Below are 14,009 nucleotides of genomic sequence, written 5' to 3' on the forward strand. Positions count from 1 at the left end.
ACCCGTACCCTTGTCGATTGTGCTTGTGCTCGCTTTGGACACCGCGACCCCGGCGGTCACCGCCGGTGTGGTCGACCTGACCGAGGACGGGGCGCGCCTGCTGGCCCAGCGCGTGACGGTGAACGCGAAAGCCCACGGCGAGCTGCTGACACCGCACCTGGCGGAGGCGCTCGCCGAAGCCGGGCACGCGTTGTCCGACCTGGACGCCGTCGTGTGCGGCTCGGGCCCCGGCCCGTTCACCGGCCTGCGGGTCGGCCTGGTCACCGCCGCCGCGCTCGGCCAGGTGCTGAACCGCCCGGTCTACCCGGTGCCGACACCGGACGCGATCGCCCTCGACGCGCGCACCGGCGCGCCGCTGCTGGTCGCCACGGACGCCCGGCGCAAGGAGGTCTACTGGGCCGCCTACGACGCCGCCGGCCGCCGCACCGACGGACCGCACGTGGACCGGCCGGCCGACGTGCCCGCCAAGCTGCCCGCCGTCGCGCACGCCGCGGGCGAGGGCGCGCGGATCTACGCCGACGTGCTCGGGCTGCCCGTGGTGGACGCCGTCTACCCGTCCCCGACGTCCCTGGTCGCGGCGGCGGCCGAGGAGCTGCTCGCGAAGGCGCGCCCGGCCGCGCTGACCCCGCTCTACCTGCGGCGGCCGGACGCGGTCGAGCCGACCGGGCGCAAGCGGGTGACGCGGTGAGCGCCCGGACGTTCACCATCGCCCCGCTGCGCGCCGAGGACGCGCCCCGGTGCGCCGAGATCGAGCGCGCCCTGTTCGCGGGCGACGACCCGTGGAGCGAGGCCGCGTTCCGCGGCGAGCTGGCCGGGGGCAACTACTACGTCGGCGCGTACGTGGCGGACGAGCTGGTCGGCTACGGCGGCCTGGGCCTGACGGACTTCGAGTCGAGCGTGCACACCCTCGCCGTGGCCGCCGACTGGCAGGGCGGCGGTGTCGGCAAGACGCTGCTGCGGGCGCTGCTGGCGAAGGCCGACGAGGCGGGGCTGCCGGTGTTCCTGGAGGTCCGCACCGACAACGCCCGCGCGATCTCGCTCTACCTGGCGCACGGTTTCGAGCACCTGGGCCTGCGCCGCCGCTACTACCAGCCGTCGGGCGCCGACGCGTACACGATGGGAAGGCCCGCGAACCGTGACTGACCGGCTCATCCTCGGTATCGAGAGTTCCTGCGACGAGACCGGCGTCGGCATCGTCCGCCTCGGCCCGGACGGGGCCCTGGAGCTGCTGGCCGACCAGGTCGCGTCGAGCGTCGAGGAGCACGCGCGCTTCGGCGGCGTGGTGCCCGAGGTGGCGTCGCGGGCGCACCTGGAGGCGATGGTGCCCACCATGCGCCGCGCCGTGGAGGAGGCCGGGGTCGAGCTGTCCGACGTGGACGCGATCGCGGTCACCGCCGGCCCGGGGCTCGCGGGCGCGTTGCTGGTCGGCGTGTCGGCGGCGAAGGCGTACGCGGCGGCGCTGGGCAAGCCGCTGTACGGCGTGAACCACCTCGCGGGGCACGTCGCCGCGGACACCCTCCAGCACGGCCCGCTGCCCGCGCGCTGCGTGGCGTTGCTGGTGTCCGGCGGGCACTCGCAGCTGCTGCTGGTGGAGGGCCTGGCCGAGAAGATCACCGAACTCGGGTCCACCGTGGACGACGCGGCGGGTGAGGCGTACGACAAGGTCGCCCGGCTGCTCGACCTGCCCTACCCGGGCGGTCCGCCGATCGACCGGCTCGCGAAGACCGGCGACGGGTGCGCCATCGCGTTCCCGCGCGGCCTGACCGGGCCGCGTGACGCCAAGTACGACTTCTCGTTCTCCGGCCTGAAGACGTCCGTCGCGCGCTGGGTCGAGCGGCGGGAGCGGGCGGGCGAGGAGGTGCCGCTGGCGGACGTGGCGGCGTCGTTCCAGGAGGCGGTGGCGGACGTGCTGACCGCCAAGGCGATCCGGGCGTGCCAGGACCTCGGCGTGGACACGCTGGTGATCTCCGGTGGCGTGGCGGCCAACTCGCGGCTGTCCGGGCTGGCGGCGGAGCGCTGCGCGGCGGCCGGCATCGAGCTGCGCGTGCCGCGTCCCCGGCTGTGCACGGACAACGGCGCGATGATCGCCGCCCTGGGCGCGCACCTGGTCGCGGCGGGCGCGCCGCCGTCGCCGCTGGACCTGTCCACCGTGCCCGGTCTGCCCGTGGGCACCGTGCAGCTGTTCTAACGCGGCGCGTCCAGGCCCTCGCGGTACGCCGCGGCGAACCGCTCCTCGCCGAGCGCGGCGCGGGCGGCGGCGGTCGCGCGGTCCACGTCCTGCCGCTGCGAGGGCGGCAGCGGCCGGCCGACGGACAGCCGGTTGGCGGCGGCGCGGCCGAGCATCCGCGCCGCCTCCTCGTGGTCGCCGGCGAGCGCGTGCGCGCCCGCCAACCCCTCCTGCGCCAGGGCGACGGCCCTCGGGTCACCCGTCCGCCCGGCCAGCTCCAGCCCCTCCTCGTGCAGCTTGCGTGCCGCGTCGGCGTCGCCACGCAGCTCGGCGACGAAACCGCGCTCGGCGAGGATCAGCGACCCGCTCGCCTCGAACCCGACCCGGCGGTGCCACTCCTGGACGCGCCGCAGCAGCCGGTCCGCCTCGTCCAGGTCGCCCGAGCGGCGCGCGCCCAGCGCCAGGCCGGTCTCCGCGTACGCCTCGCCGGGCGTGAAACCGCGGTCGGCCGCGATCAGCCGCGCCCGCTCGTGGTGGGCGCGGGCCCGCGCGTAGTCACCGGTGAGCAGGGCGACCCGGCCCAGCCACGACAGCGAGTACGACACCTCGGGCCACGACCGCAGCTCCTCGGCCATCCGCAGGCCACGTCGGTGCACCTGCTCCGCCCGCGCGTAGTCGCCGGTGATCTGCGCCAGCGTGCCCATCGCGAACGTCGACTGGAGCAGCCCCCACCGGTCGCCCAGCGCCGCGAACACCTCGCCGGACCGCTCGGCGGCGTCCCGCGCCACGTCGAACTCACCGCGGTGCATGGCGTACGTGGCCCGGTCGCTCAACGCCGCCGCCACGCCCCAGTCGTCGCCGCGGGCCCGGAACCCCGCGTGCGCCCGGTCGGTGAACCGCTCGGCGGTCGCCATGTCGCCGACCGTCGCCAGCACGTACCCGAGGAACCACGCGGCCCGCGGGTCCTCCACGGCGTCGGCGTCGGGCGCCACCGCCTCCGCCGACCCGCCGGCGAGCACGGCGAACCCGGCCCGCCACGGCCCGGTGAGGTGGCGGAGCGCCTCGTGCACCCGCCCGCGCAGGAACCAGTACCACGCGAGGTGCGTGGCGGCGCCCGGGTCGACGTCGAGGGCGGCACGCAGGTTCGCCGTGTCCGCGTCCAGCCGGTCCAGCCACGTGAGCTGGTCGGGCCCGCGCAGCTCCGGGTCGGCGCGCTCGGCGAGCGACCGGTAGTGCGTGGCGTGCCGCGCCCGGACCGCGTCCTCCTCGCCCGCCTCGCGCAACCGGTCCCGGCCGTAGTCGGCGACCGACTCCAGCAGCCGGTAGCGCGCCCGCCCGCCGTGGTCCGGCGCCACCACGAGGGAGCGGTTGACCAGCCCGGTGAGCAGGTCGGCCACGTCCTCCGCCCGCACGCCGCCGCCCGCGCACACCGCCTCGGCGGCGGCCAGGTCGCAGCCCTCGGCGGTGACCGACAACCGCCGCAGCACGGTCTGCTCGGCGGTGGACAGCAGGTCCCAGCTCCAGTCGATCATGGCGCGCAGCGTGCGCTGCCGGGCGGGCGCGTCCCGGTGACCGCCCGCGAGCAGCCGGAACCGGTCGTCCAGCCGGTCCAGCAACGTCGCGACGCCCAGCGCGCGCACCCGCGTCGCCGCCAGCTCCAGCGCGAGCGGCAGGCCGTCCAGGCGGCGGCAGATCGCGGTCACGGCGGCCTCGTTCGCCGGCGTCACGGCGAACCCCGGCGCGGCGGCCGAGGCGCGGGCGGCGAACAACCGCACCGCGTCGCCCTCGGCCAGCGGCGGCACCGCCCACACCGCCTCGGCGGCCAGGCCCAGCGGTTCCTGGCTGGTGGCGAGCACCCGCAGGTCGGGCGCGGCGCGCAGCAGCTCCGACACCAGCCGCGCCACCGGCTCCACCAGCCGCTCGCAGTTGTCCAGCACCAGCAGCACGTCCCGGCCCCGGGTCGCGGCCACCACGCGGTCGGCCAACCGCGCCGCGCCACCCGGCCCGAACCCGCCGGGCGCGTCCTCGCGCAGGCCCAGCACCTCCGCCACGGCCGCCGCGACGCGCTCCACCGCGTCACCGGCCGGTTCGGCGCGGTCCAGGCCGGCGAGTTCCACCAGCCACGCGCCGTCCCGCGCGGTGCCGACCAGCGCGCGGGCCGTCTCCACGGCGAGCCGCGTCTTGCCCACCCCGCCCGGCCCGGTCAGCGTGACCAGCCGGGAGGTGCCCAGCCGGGCCGCCACCGCGCGCACCGCGTCCGCCCGCCCGACCAGCTCCGTCACCGGCGCGGGCAGGTTGGTGCGCGGTCGGGCCGCCTCGTGCCCGAGCAGCGCGCGGTGCACGGCCACCAGCTCCGGTCCCGGCTCCAGCCCCTGCTCCTCGGCCAGCGCGCGGCGCAGCTCGGCGTAGCTCGCCAACGCCTCCACCTGCCGACCCGCCTGGTACAGGGCCCGCATGTGCAGGCCCCGCAACCGTTCCCGCAGCGGGTGCCGCGCGACCTCGTCCGCCAGCGACACCGGTTGCCCGACCGCCAGCCGCGCCTGAGCCAGGTCCTCCACGGCCACCAGCCGCTCCTCGGCGACCCGCCGCGCGAAGTCCACCGCGAACGGCTCGCCGGCGAACTCGGCCAGCGGCTCACCCCGCCACAGCGCCAGCGCGGCGGCCCGGTCGCCCGCCGCGACCAGCGCCCGGAACCGCAGCAGGTCCAGGGTGTCCGCGTCGACCGCCAGCGCGTAGCCCGGCGGTTCCCACCGGACCGCGTCCCGGCCCAACACCCGCCGCAACGCCGACACCTTCGTCTGGAGCGTGTTCGCCGCGCCGCCCGGCGGCCGGTCACCCCACAGCGACCGCTCCAACCGGTCCACCGGCACCACCCGGCCCTCGGCGACCAGCAGGTGCGCCAGCAGCGCCCGGACCTTCGCCTCCGGCACCCGGACCGGGGAACCGTCCGCCGCCCACACCGCCAACGGCCCCAACACGCCGAATCGCACGCCACGACGTTATCCGCACCCGCCGACAGCCGTCCGCAGCGAACCCCCAGCGGACCCGCAGCGCGTGGCGGCAACCTCGGTCGCAACGACGAGGAAAGCGAGAAACCACTGATGAGCAAGCCGCTGACCCTGATCGGCCTCGGCCCGATGGGGCGGGCCATGGTCGCGAAGTTCCTGGAGCACGGCCACCCCGTGACGGTGTGGAACCGCACCGCGAGCCGCGCCGACGAGGTGGTCGCCAAGGGCGCGCGCCGCGCCGACACCCCGCGGGACGCCGTGGCGGCGAACGGGCTGATCGTGCTCAGCCTCACCGACTACGCCGCCATGTACGACGTGCTCAACGGCGTTCCGGTCGCCGGGAAGACCATCGTCAACCTCAGCTCGGACACCCCGGACAAGACCCTGAAGGCCGCCGCGTGGCTCGCCGAGCGGGGCGCGGAGCTGGTGGTGGGCGGCGTGATGGTGCCGCCGCCGGTGGTCGGCACGGAAGCGGCCTACGTGTTCTACAGCGGTCCGTCCGCGGTGTTCGAGGAGCACCGCGAGGCGCTGGCGGTGCTCGGCCGCACCGAGTACCTGGGCGAGGACCACTCCCTCGCGCAGCTGTACTACCAGGCGCAGCTCGACTTCTTCCTGACCGCGTTGTCCGGCGTCCTGCACAGCGTCGCCCTGGTGAAGTCCGCGGGCATCAGCGGGGCGGAGTTCCTGCCGCACCTGCGGGACAACGTCGGCGGCCTGGTCGAGTACCTGGACATGACCGTCGACGCCATCGACCGCGGCGAGCACCCCGGCGACCTGTCGAACATCATCATGATGAGCGCGTCCGCCGACCACGTCGTGGGCGCGAGCGAGGACGCTGGCGTGGACGCCGGGCTGCCGAAGGCCGTCCAGGGGATGTACCGCAAGGGCCTCGCCGCCGGGTTCGGCCGCGACAACTGGACCGCCCTGTACGAGGTGATCAAGGCCGGTCGCTGACCGGGCGGGGGCGGTCCGCGCGGACCGCCCCCGCACCCGTCAGACCGGGTTCAGGCCGGGGTTGCGGTCCTCCACCACGAACGACTTGAGCGTGGTGGCCTCCGCGCCCGGCTTCGACACGTGGGGCAGTGCGCGGAAGTCGACCCGCATCTCCCGCGCGGAGAACCGCGTCCGCACGTAGCCGCGCCGCCTGCTGTGCATCTTGATGTGCGGGTTGAGGCGGAGCTGCACCTCGTCCGAGGTGTCGTTGCCGTCGCCGCCCGAGGTGATCGAGGAGCACACCAGCTCGGTGCCGACCGTCCGGGACGACGCCGGGTCGTGCCAGTCGGCCTTGACGTCGGCCGCGTACGCCGCGTGCACGTCGCCGGTGAGCACCACGGTGTTGCGCACGCGGGCGTCCACCCAGCCGCGGGTTACCCGGTCGCGCGACGCGAGGTAGCCGTCCCACGCGTCCATCGAGACCTCCTTCTCCGGGCCGTCCTTGCGGTCGCGCTCGGCGAAGAACACCTGCTGGCCCAGCACGTCCCAGCGGGCGCGGGACCGGCGGAACCCGTCCAGCAGCCACGCCTCCTGCGCCGCGCCGGTGATGCTGCGGCCCGGCGCGGCGGCGTCCGCGCACGTCTTCCAGCCGTCGCCGCACGCCTGGTCGTCGCGGTACTGGCGGGTGTCCAGCATGTGGAACGTGGCGAGGTTGCCCCAGCGGATGCGGCGGTACAGCCGCATGTCGATGCCGTTCGGGCGGGCGGCGCGGCGCAGCGGCATGTTCTCGTAGTACGCCTGGAAGGCCGCCGCGCGGCGCTTCAGGAAGTCCGGGTCCGGCTGCTCCGGCACCTCGTCGGCCCAGTTGTTCTCGACCTCGTGATCATCGAGCACAACCGCCCAGGGCGCGACCGCGTGCGCGAGCTGGAGGTCCGCGTCGGTCTTGTACTGCGCGTGCCGCAGGCGGTAGTCGGCCAGCGTCCTGGTCTCCGGGCCGAGGACTTCGCGGACGTCCTTCTTGGCCGCCGCGTACTCGTACTGGTAGTCGCCCAGGTGCAGGACCAGGTCGGGGTGGTCCTCGGCGAGCCGCCGGTAGGCGGTGAAGTAGCCCTCGCCGTAGTGCGCGCAGGAGGCGAAGCACATCGTCAGGTCCTGGCCGACCGACCACGGCTCGGGCGCGGTGCGGGTGCGGCCGACCGGCGAGACGTGGCCGTCCACCCGGAACCGGTAGTAGTAGTCGCGGCCGGGGCGCAGCCCGAACGGCTCCACGTGCACGCTGTGCGCGGACTGCGGGCGCGCGACCTCCACGCCGCGCCGGACCACCCGCCGGAACCGCTCGTCCTCGGCGAGTTCCCAGTGCACCGGCACGACCCGGTTCGGCATCCCGCCCAGGCCGTTCCCGTCCAGCGGGCTGGGTGCGAGCCGCGTCCACAGCACCACGCCGTCGTGGCTGGGGTCGCCGGAGGCAACGCCGAGCGTGAAGGGGTTGGCGAGCTTGGGGAATCCGGCGCCGACCGCGGCCAGCGCGGCACCGCCCACCAGCAGGGTGCGTCGAGTCAGGGAGGTCATGGTCGACCACCGTCGTGGACGGTGTTGGCCCATTGGTGAACGGCGGGGTGCGGGCAGGGGTCGGGAAGATCGCCGCCTGGTGGGGCCTTCGAGGAGTGGCGTGGGTCACCGTCGGGTAGGAGTGGCCGGGGCTCGTTGAAGCGTTGGCACTCGCGTGGGTAGAGTGCTAGCTGCACGGCACCAGCAACCGCCCCGACCCCCGCGACGGCGGGGTGGCAGGAGCCGTAAACGCAACCTGCCAACGCTTTCGACGACCGTGGAGGTCAGCCCGGTGAGCGTGAACATCAAGCCGCTCGAAGACAAGATCGTCGTGCAGGCCAGCGAGGCCGAGACCACGACGGCGTCCGGCCTCGTGATCCCGGACACCGCGAAGGAGAAGCCCCAGGAGGGCAAGGTCCTCGCGGTCGGCCCGGGCCGGATCGACGACAAGGGCAACCGCGTGCCCGTGGACGTGGCTGTCGGCGACGTCGTCATCTACTCCAAGTACGGCGGCACCGAGGTCAAGTACAACGGCGAGGAGTACCTGATCCTCTCCGCCCGCGACGTGCTGGCCGTCATCAACTGACGTTCGGCCGCCACGCAGGACGCCCCGGCGACCCACCGGAACCGGGGGTTCCGGGGCGTTTCGCGCATCTGAGAGAGGCTAGGTTATGCCCAAGCAGATCAGCTTCGACGAGGACGCTCGTCGGGCTCTTGAGCGCGGCGTGAACAAGCTCGCGGACACGGTCAAGGTGACCCTCGGTCCGCGCGGCCGGCACGTGGTGCTCGACAAGAAGTTCGGCGGTCCGACGGTCACCAACGACGGCGTCACCATCGCCCGCGAGGTGGAGCTGGAGGACGCGTTCGAGAACCTGGGCGCGCAGCTCGCGAAGAGCGTCGCGACCAAGACCAACGACGTGGCGGGCGACGGCACGACGACCGCGACCGTGCTGGCCCAGGCCATGGTGCGGGTCGGCCTGCGGAACGTGGCGGCGGGCGCGAACCCGACGTCGCTGGGCCGCGGCATCCAGGCCGCCGCCGACGCCGTGGTGGACGCCCTCAAGGCGAAGGCCACCCCGGTGAAGGGCCGCGACAACATCGCGCAGGTCGGCACCGTGTCGTCCCGCGACGAGTCGATCGGCGCGCTGCTCGGCGAGGCCATCGAGAAGGTCGGCGAGGACGGCGTGATCACCGTCGAGGAGTCCTCGACGCTGGCGACCGAACTCCGCATCACCGAGGGCGTGCAGTTCGACAAGGGCTACGTGTCGGCGCACTTCGCCACCGACCTGGAAGCTCAGGAGACGGTGTTCGAGGACGCCCGCATCCTGCTGCACCGCGAGAAGATCAGCGCCCTGGCCGACCTCCTGCCGGTGCTGGAGAAGGTGGCCGAGGCGGGCAAGCCGCTGGTCATCATCGCCGAGGACGTCGAGGGCGAGGCGCTGTCCACCCTGGTGGTCAACGCCCTGCGCAAGACGCTGCGCGTGGTCGCGGTGAAGGCGCCGTACTTCGGCGACCGCCGCAAGGCGTTCCTGGACGACCTGGCCGTCGTGACCGGCGCGCAGGTCATCTCCGCCGAGGTCGGCCTGAAGCTGTCCGAGGCCGGTCTGGACGTGCTGGGTTCCGCGCGGCGCGTCGTGGTGTCGAAGGACAACACGACGATCGTCGACGGCGCCGGCACCAAGGCCGACGTGACCGCCCGCGCGGAGCAGCTGCGTCGCGAGATCGAGGCCACGGACTCCGACTGGGACCGCGAGAAGCTCCAGGAGCGGCTGGCGAAGCTGTCCGGCGGCATCGCGGTCATCCGGGTCGGCGCGGCCACCGAGACCGAGCTGAAGGAGCGGAAGCACCGCATCGAGGACGCGGTGGCCGCCACCAAGGCCGCGGTCGAGGAGGGCATCGTGCCCGGCGGCGGTTCGGCGCTGGTGCACGCGGCCAAGGTGCTCGACGGCGACCTCGACCTCACCGGTGACGAGGCGACCGGCGTCGGGATCGTGCGCGAGGCGCTCGGCTCGGCCCTGTACTGGATCGCCGCGAACGCCGGGCTGGAAGGCGCGGTCGTGGTCAACAAGGTCCGCGAGCAGGACTGGGGCTTCGGCCTCAACGCGGCCTCGCTGGTCTACGGCGACCTGCTGGAGGCCGGGATCATCGACCCGGTCAAGGTCACCCGGTCGGCCGTCGCGAACGCCGCTTCCATCGCCCGCATGGTGCTCACCACGGAGAGCGCCGTCGTGGAGAAGAAGGAAGAGGAGGCCGACGCCGGTCACGGCCACGGCCACGGTCACGGCCACTGAGGCGTTGCGGCTGAGGCGTTACCGCTGAGGGCTCGCTCCGAGCGCTCGCACGAAGGGGCGGCACCCGCTTGGGTGCCGCCCCTTTCGCACGTCACGGTCGCACGTCACGGGCCACCGGCTCGCGGAACGTCGAGCGGCCACGCGGGTTGCCGCTCGATCGGGTGACCGCCGACCCCGTTCGGTCGCGGTCCGGGTTCGGCTGGTCGCCGGGCCGGTCGGCTGCGGTCCGGTCGGTCGGCGGGTGACCGGCCGCGGCCCGGTCGGTTGGTCGGTGGGCTGTGGGTTCAACCCGGTCGGGTGCCGCCGGCCGCGCCCCCGGTTGGTCGGGTGGTCGTCGCCGGGCTCCGTCCGGTCGGCTGCCGGCCCGGACGCGCGCGGGGCGTCCCGGCTCAGTCGTGGAGTTGTCGGTCCGCTGCCGGTCAGGTGAGGGCGAGTTGTCGTTTGCGGGCCTTGATGATGCTGTCGCGTTCGGATTCCGAGAGCCCACCCCAGATCCCGTAGGGTTCCTGCACCGCCAGCGCGTGCCGCCGGCACATCTCCAGCACGGGACACGACAGGCACACGGCCTTCGCCCGCGCCTCCCGCCTCGCCCGCGCCGGTCCGCGCTCCCCGTCCGGGTGGAAGAAGAACGCGCTGTCCATCCCGCGGCAGGAGCCGCGCATCTGCCAGTCCCACAGGTCGGCGTTGGGACCGGGAAGCCTTCGGGTGTCCGCCATCGAGACCGCCTCCTTGGCCCACTGACGTGAACTGCTCCATTCGGCTTAACGATGATCCACCGTAGAACCGCGCCAAAACTTGTTCAAGGGGGTCGCCGTCAGAAAGATGGCAATTCATTCGATGGGTGATCAATCGGCGTCACCCCAGGAGTTGCCGGTGACGTCAGGTGAACGGACCATGTCCCCGTGATGACGCCACCCGACCACACCGCGGCGACGTCCGAAGGCGAGCGGGAACCCGTTGCGGCAGAGGATGATCCTGCGCATTCGGTGACCTTGTCGGTGGCCGCGGTGGCCCGCCGGCTCGGCGTCGCGCCCGCTACCCTGCGCACCTGGGACCGCCGCTACGGCCTCGGACCCAGTGATCACACAACCGGGCGACACCGCAAGTACGCGCCGAAGGACGTGGCGCGACTGGAGCTGATGCAGCGGGCGTTGCTGCGGGGCGCGTCGAGCGCGGAGGCGGCCAAGTACGCGTTGTCCGCACCGGCGCAGCCGCCCCGGCTGACCGCCGCGCCCGTGCTGACCGGGGGAGAGGTCGACGGCGTCGCGCCGGCCGCGGGCGGGCGCGGGTTGAAGCTGCCGGGCGCGAGCAGGCTCGCCCGGGGCGTCGGCCGGGCCGCGTTGGCGATGGACTCGGCGGCGGTCCAGCTGCTGCTCGCGGACTCCGTCGAGCAGGACGGGGTGATCGCCACGTGGAACGACGTGGTCCGCCCGGTGCTGGCGGCCATCGCCGCCCGGTGGGAGCACTCGGGCGCGGGCGTCGAGGTGTCGCACCTGCTGGACGAGTGCGTCATGGCGGCGATGGTGCGGGCCACGCCGATCGTCGCCGAGCCGCGCAACCACCGGCCCGTGCTGCTCGCGTGCATGCCGGAGGAACGCCACAACCTGCCGCTCTACCCGTTGGCGGCGGTGCTCGCGGGGCGGGGGATCGGGATCCGCCAGCTCGGCGCGGCGCTGCCGCTGGACGCCCTGGCGGCGGCGGTGCGGCGGACCGCGCCGGCGGCGGTCGTGCTGTGGGCGCAGCTGCCGCGCTACGCCGATCCGGGTGCGGTGTCGGCGTTGCCGCGGACGCGCCAGCAGGTGCGGGTGTTCGTCGGCGGGCCGGGGTGGGCGCGCGGGATCGTGCCGTCGCCGGCGGAGCGGATCAACGACCTGGCGGAGGCGGCGGACGCGGTGGAACGCGCCGTGTGCTGAGGGTTCGCCGGGATGTCGGGGTGCGCCCGCACAATGACGGGGTGGACCCACTTCGAGCCGCGGCGTTCGGGGACCGGCCCGGGGCGGACGTGTGGGAGGCCGCCGCGGGCGGGTCGCCGCGTGAGCGCTGGTTGGCGGCGGTCGTGCTGGGTGCGCAGGGTCGTTACGCGGCGGCGGCGACGGTGCTCACCGCGTTGATCGGGTCGGGTGACGGGTTGTTCGCGTCGCTGGCCGCGTCCACTTTCGCGTCGCATCGGCGGCAGTTGGGCGCGCACGGCCCGGCACGCCGCCTGGACGCCCTGGCCCTGGCCACCGCGCCGCCGGCACCCGCCCCCTCGACCGGAACGGCGCAGGGCGGGCCGCCAATCGAGACCGCCCGGAGCGCCGCAATGCGGACCGCGGACACCCCCGGCGCGCCCCCATGGGAGGGACCGCCAGGCGTGCGGGTCGTGCCGGCCACCCGGTCGGCGGGCCGCCGTTCGGCCCCGCCCACCCAACCGGGCGAGGACCCATCACCCACTCGTCCGGCGGCGACCGGCGTCGCCCGGTCCGGTGGCGACGTCCCGGCCACCGGACACGGCCGTCCAGCCGGCTGGGAGCACGCCGAACCGGTGCCGGCTGCCGGACCGGCGCGGGAGGACCCGGGGCCGAGCGCGGACGCCCGACCGAGCGCGGACCGGGGGGCGGCCGGAGGTGCCGGGCAGTCCGCCGACCTGGGCTGGAACGCCGACCCGGGACCGAGCGCGGACCCGGGGATGAGCGCCGACCCGGGCCGGACCGGCGATCCGGGACCGGCGGAGCGGGGGCGGGCCGGTGGTCCCGGGCTGTCCGCCGGCGCGGGGTGGTCCGGCGACCCCGACGGCGTGGACGCGGCCGGGGCGCTGGCCGACGCGTTGCTGGGCCTCGCCGCCGACGCGCTCGGCGCCGGCCGCCTGGTCGAGGCACGCCGCCTGCACGCCCGCGTCGCGCCGACGAGCTGGCGGACCGCCGTGCGCGTGCACTGGGTGGCCGCCGAACTGGCACTCGCCTCCGGCCGCCCGGAGGCGGCGGTGGGGCCGGCGGAGGCCGCGGTGCGGCTCGCCGGAGCGGCCGGTGGAACGCGACACCTGCTCAAGTCCCGGCTCGTCCTGGGGACCGCGCTCGTGGTGTGGGGGACACCCGAAAGCGTCGAACGGGGCATCGACATCCTTCGCTGTGACCTAAATCACACTCACCGCCACGGGCTCCTCTCGTTGTCCTGGCCGATGGCGTACGTGCTCCTGACCAGTCCGGTCGTCCGCAATCCTGCGGAGACCACGAGTGTCCGGAATGCGGTCGTCAACGCTCTGAGCTGCACGTTACGCAGGGCTGATCCAATTGGCCGCCAACTCGCGGCCAACTCTCCGTGGATTCCGACGGCGCTGCTCCGTTCCGGGGAACCCCCGAACGCAGACCCTCAGACGAACTTCTTGACGGATTAAGCACCGGATCGTGTCAAGGTTCTGCCCCTAGCGTCCGATAGGGGAAGTGGAACGTCACTCGGCTGCAGGAAGGAGTCCCCGTGACCACGGTCCTTATATGCGACGACCGGCGCAGTGTGCGGGAGGGTCTCACCCGCGTGATGTCGGCTGTCCCCGGGGTTAGCCGCATCGACTGCGTAGCGCACGGTGACGAGTTGTTGGCGCGCTTCTCCCGTCAGCCGGTCGACGTGGTGCTGGTGGGAACCCAGCGCGCCGTCCCGACCGGGGTCGAAGCGACCCGTCGGCTCGTCTCGGCCAACCCGCAGGCAAACGTCATCGTGTTCGGCGCTCCGGACGACGCGGGCAGCATCGCCGCCGCGATCGCCGGTGGCGCGCGTGGCTACCTCCGCTGGGACGCCTCGCGCCCCGAGCTGGTGGCCGCGCTCGCGCACACGTTGGCGAGCACCTCGGTGCCCGCACCGCGCCAGCCGTCCGACCCGGGGGTCCAGCTCACCGAGCGGGAACTCCAGGTGCTGCGCGGCATGAGCCAGGGCAAGAGCAACGGGCAGATCGGCCGCGAGCTGTACCTGTCGGAGGACACCGTCAAGACCCACGCCCGCCGGCTGTTCCGCAAGCTCGGCGTCCGTGACCGCGCCCAAGCCGTCGCGCACGGCTTCCGGCGCGGGCTCGTCTCGTAACCCCGGGCCGCG

At 74.4% G+C, this 14,009-nt stretch carries 12 protein-coding genes; 9 read left to right on the top strand and 3 right to left on the bottom strand.

The genetic code is table 11. The features are described 5' to 3' along the window. The first annotated feature begins 19 nt into the window (after window positions 1-19). Genes tsaB through tsaD form a run of 3 tightly spaced genes read left to right on the top strand, consistent with a single transcriptional unit; the run spans window position 20 to window position 2,188 of the window. Complete coding sequence (tsaB, locus tag KZQ38_RS02555) at window positions 20-688, top strand: tRNA (adenosine(37)-N6)-threonylcarbamoyltransferase complex dimerization subunit type 1 TsaB (protein ID WP_219437957.1); 669 nt, start codon at window positions 20-22, stop codon at window positions 686-688. Beyond that, window positions 685-1,143 (top strand): ribosomal protein S18-alanine N-acetyltransferase, encoded by a 459-nt coding sequence (gene rimI / locus KZQ38_RS02560; RefSeq protein ID WP_308258202.1) that lies wholly within the window; start codon window positions 685-687, stop codon window positions 1,141-1,143. The genes tsaB and rimI overlap by 4 nt, the downstream gene beginning before the upstream one ends. Next, complete coding sequence (gene tsaD, locus KZQ38_RS02565; protein ID WP_219437959.1) at window positions 1,136-2,188, top strand: tRNA (adenosine(37)-N6)-threonylcarbamoyltransferase complex transferase subunit TsaD; 1,053 nt, start codon at window positions 1,136-1,138, stop codon at window positions 2,186-2,188. The genes rimI and tsaD overlap by 8 nt, the downstream gene beginning before the upstream one ends. On the opposite strand, the gene KZQ38_RS02570 is transcribed toward tsaD, so the two are convergent. Next, entirely contained in the window at window positions 2,185-5,157 is a 2,973-nt protein-coding gene (locus KZQ38_RS02570; protein WP_219437961.1) for an AfsR/SARP family transcriptional regulator, read from the bottom strand. The two genes, tsaD and KZQ38_RS02570, sit on opposite strands and share 4 nt — an antisense overlap. 111 nt (window positions 5,158-5,268) lie before the next feature. On the opposite strand from KZQ38_RS02570, the gene KZQ38_RS02575 reads away from it, so the two are divergent. After that, on the top strand, window positions 5,269-6,129 hold the full coding sequence (locus KZQ38_RS02575; RefSeq protein WP_219437963.1) for an NAD(P)-dependent oxidoreductase: 861 nt from the start codon (window positions 5,269-5,271) through the stop codon (window positions 6,127-6,129). Between the two features lie 39 nt (window positions 6,130-6,168). Here KZQ38_RS02575 and KZQ38_RS02580 read toward each other — a convergent pair whose 3' ends face one another. Further along, on the bottom strand, window positions 6,169-7,677 hold the full coding sequence (locus KZQ38_RS02580; RefSeq protein WP_219437965.1) for an alkaline phosphatase D family protein: 1,509 nt from the start codon (window positions 7,675-7,677) through the stop codon (window positions 6,169-6,171). Between the two features lie 271 nt (window positions 7,678-7,948). On the opposite strand from KZQ38_RS02580, the gene groES reads away from it, so the two are divergent. Both groES and groL read left to right on the top strand, forming a co-directional pair. After that, window positions 7,949-8,242: a co-chaperone GroES gene (groES, locus tag KZQ38_RS02585; RefSeq protein WP_033428811.1), complete on the top strand. Its 294-nt coding sequence runs from the start codon at window positions 7,949-7,951 to the stop codon at window positions 8,240-8,242. Window positions 8,243-8,327: 85 nt separating this feature from the next. Further along, window positions 8,328-9,947 carry a chaperonin GroEL gene (groL, locus tag KZQ38_RS02590; protein ID WP_219437967.1) on the top strand — a complete coding sequence of 540 codons (1,620 nt, stop codon included), beginning with the start codon at window positions 8,328-8,330 and terminating at the stop codon, window positions 9,945-9,947. Window positions 9,948-10,366: 419 nt separating this feature from the next. On the opposite strand, the gene KZQ38_RS02595 is transcribed toward groL, so the two are convergent. Further along, the gene (locus KZQ38_RS02595; protein WP_121009691.1) at window positions 10,367-10,663 is read right to left on the bottom strand and encodes a WhiB family transcriptional regulator; all 297 of its coding nucleotides are present in this window, start codon (window positions 10,661-10,663) and stop codon (window positions 10,367-10,369) included. Between the two features lie 189 nt (window positions 10,664-10,852). Between KZQ38_RS02595 and KZQ38_RS02600 the strand changes: the two genes are divergently transcribed. The 3 genes from KZQ38_RS02600 (at window position 10,853) to KZQ38_RS02610 (ending at window position 13,997) form a co-directional block, all read left to right on the top strand. Further along, on the top strand, window positions 10,853-11,860 hold the full coding sequence (locus KZQ38_RS02600) for a MerR family transcriptional regulator (RefSeq protein WP_257900744.1): 1,008 nt from the start codon (window positions 10,853-10,855) through the stop codon (window positions 11,858-11,860). A gap of 41 nt (window positions 11,861-11,901) precedes the next feature. Beyond that, complete coding sequence (locus KZQ38_RS37445; RefSeq protein WP_257900939.1) at window positions 11,902-13,320, top strand: hypothetical protein; 1,419 nt, start codon at window positions 11,902-11,904, stop codon at window positions 13,318-13,320. A gap of 80 nt (window positions 13,321-13,400) precedes the next feature. After that, entirely contained in the window at window positions 13,401-13,997 is a 597-nt protein-coding gene (locus KZQ38_RS02610) for a response regulator transcription factor (protein WP_015805222.1), read from the top strand. Window positions 13,998-14,009 lie beyond the last annotated feature (12 nt).

This window comes from Saccharothrix obliqua (genome assembly GCF_019375475.1).
Lineage (GTDB): Bacteria > Actinomycetota > Actinomycetes > Mycobacteriales > Pseudonocardiaceae > Actinosynnema > Actinosynnema obliqua.